At 60.7% G+C, this 2,840-nt stretch carries 1 protein-coding gene; it reads right to left on the reverse strand.

The window, feature by feature from the left end:
• Positions 1 to 2,840, reverse strand: a 2,840-nt coding sequence (locus tag NR195_RS22670; RefSeq protein ID WP_256844927.1) for an Ig-like domain-containing protein, incomplete at both ends; no start/stop codon positions are given.

The raw sequence follows: 2,840 nt of genomic DNA on the forward strand, positions 1-2,840 counted from the left end.
AACTCGCGTCCCACCCTGTTATCGTTCGCATCAAAGCGCTGTGCGTAGATGGCCGAGCCATCCCCGTCGCCGCCTTCAGAGCCCCAGATGAGCAGGTAGCCGCCATCATCCAGCGCCACGCCGACCGGCTTATACTGCTTGCCGCTGGTGTAGCTGTTGACGATGAAGTCACCGCTGCCGACCAGCGTCAGCGTTCCGGTGGCGGCATCCACGCGGTAGTGCACTGCGCGGATGTCAGAGTTGCTGGTGCCGCTGTCGCTGCTGTCCCAGAACACCACGATGCTGCCGTCGTTCAGGGTGATAACGTCCGGATAGTTCTGGGAGCTGTCCGTGGTGGTGTTCACCTGGAAGTTACCCCCCAGTGGCGTGCCGTCTGCGGCAAAAATCTGCCCGACAACCCCGCTGCCGCTGGTGTCACCCGGACCGCTGGTGGCGTTCCACACGGTCACGTACATGCCGCCGTGCGCCGCATCGGTAAAGGCCGCCATTTCCGGACCGCCGGAGCTGCCCATGCCCTTGCCGGTTGCCACCGTCACTTCGCCCGTCACCGGCTGGTTATCCGCCCCGTAGCTGCGCTGCACGATGCCTGTGCCCTGGTCTTCCCAGCTGATGATGTAGCCGCCGTCGGCGGTTGCCATCGCACCCGGACGGTTCTGCGCACCGCTGTAGGTGGTGTTCACCTGGAACTCGTCGGTCACCGCCTGGCCGTCGGCGCCGTAGCGGCGCGCCATCACACCGTCGCCGCTGTTGTCCAGTCCGTTAACGTTGGACTCGTAGACGATCAGAAAGCCGCCGTCGGTCAGCGCGATCACCTGCGGGCTGTCCTGATTGTTGGCCGTGCGCTGGTTCACCTGCTGCTCGGTGCCGATTTTATGCACACCGTCTGCCTCGTACAGCTGCATGTAAACCTCGGTACCGGAGGTGCCGTCACCCTGCCACGTCACCACGATGCGGCCGTCCGCCAGCCGGGTGACCGACGGGTTGAGCTGATCGCCTGTGGTAGTGGTATTCACCTGCGCGCTTTCATTCAGCAGATCGTAAGCACTCAGTGCGGCTCCGGAGATCAATACTGGCTGGCTCTGGTTACCTGCCGCGTCAATAGCCGAGAGCGTTCCGTTTTCACCGACACTGAGTGGGTTAGGTACAATACTCCATACACCCTCAGCATCTGCCACCGTGGAGTAAACCGTTCCAGCCGCATTCGTCACGATAACAGTAGCGCCTGCTTCGGTCTGGCCACCCAGAGTCTCCTTAGTATTGGTAGAGAGGCCCACGTTCGGCGGCAGTACATCGGTGTCGCTCGACGCTGGTGTCGTCGCAGGCTGATAGTCAATGGTCGTCGGATCGTTGTTGTCCGGCGTCATTTGCTCCAGTCCCAGCGTTTCAACCAGATCCACAACGCGTCCTTTAATCGCCGAGCCTTCGCCGTCACCCACACCTTTGTCAGTCCAGGTCACGTAGAGCTGACCGCCCGCAAGGAAGGTCGCATCGACTTCAACCTGCTCGCCATAGGTCAGCTGATGGATCTGCATCTGCTGGCCCACTTTGTTACCCGCTGCATCAAAGTACTGCGCGTAGATGCCGCTGGTACCTGCACCCGGTGCCGTATCTGTTGCAGACATAAAGAGCGCAACGAAACTGCCATCAGGACGGCTCACGACTTTCGCCAGATGTTGATCGCCTGCTGTTGCCGTGTTGATCAGGAACTCACTGGTCAGCGCCGTACCGTCTGCCGCATAGATGCGGCCCCAGACGCTGTAACCGTTCTGATCCGGTCCGCTGGTATCGTTAGAGTCCCAGGTCACCACGTAGTTGCCGTTATCCAGCGCGCTTACTGCAGGTGATGCCTGATTATTAGTCAGGGTCTGGTTCGCTACGAAGCTGCCGGTTACCTCATGCAGTGAAGGATCGTAGATCGATACGCCAGCGTCATACCCGGTACCTTTAACGGTATAGGCGATAGCGACCTGGCCATTTTTCAGTAACGTAACAGACGGCAGCGGCTCCCAGTCAGCGCCAAAGCCCAGCACGCCGTTTACGCTCAGCGAAGTCGTAATCAGCACAGTCTCCGCCGTGACCGGCGTGCCGTTTGCATCATACTGGCGGCTGTAAATCGCCCAGTTACCGTTCAGGCTTGCCTGCCATACAACCAGATAGCCGCCATCTTCCAGCGAGGTAATGGCGGGTTCAGTCAGTTTACTTGCCGTGGTACCGGTGTTAACGCTGAACTCTGTGCCATCAGCCACCAGACCATTTACGTTACCTGCACCGTCATAGCTGTAGGTATAGCCCTGACCCTTGATATGCGCACCGGAATCCGTGCTCCACACCACTTCGATATGGCCGTTCGTCAGGACCGTAACCTGCGGCGTGATCTGGTCGCCCGCCGTGGTGGTGTTCACCGTGAACTCCGCCCCGACCGGCTGACCTTTCGCGTCCAGCAGCTGACCCTTGACGCAGCTGCCGGAGCCGTCTCCGCTCGCCGACTGCCACACCACGATGGCGCCGCCGTCCGGCAGGCTGGCTACCGACGAGACCGTCTGCGCTCCCGTGGTGGTGGTGTTCACCGTGTACTCGGAGTAAAACGCCGCATCCACGTCAATCACGATACCTTCAATGCCGGTTCCCGAACCGTCCACGTTGTCCGACTGCCACGTCACGTATACGCTGCCGTCCGCGGTCAGCACGGCGTCAAAGATGTGCGTTGCATCCACCGAGTCGCCACCGGTACCCTGGTTGCCGCTCGTGGTGGTGTTCACCAGGAACTCGCGTCCCACCCTGTTATCGTTCGCATCAAAGCGCTGTGCGTAGATGGCCGAGCCATCCCCGTCGCCGCCTTC

This window comes from Pantoea sp. Ft-CA_14, assembly GCF_024520875.1.
In the GTDB taxonomy this organism is placed as follows: Bacteria; Pseudomonadota; Gammaproteobacteria; order Enterobacterales; family Enterobacteriaceae; genus Pantoea; species Pantoea agglomerans.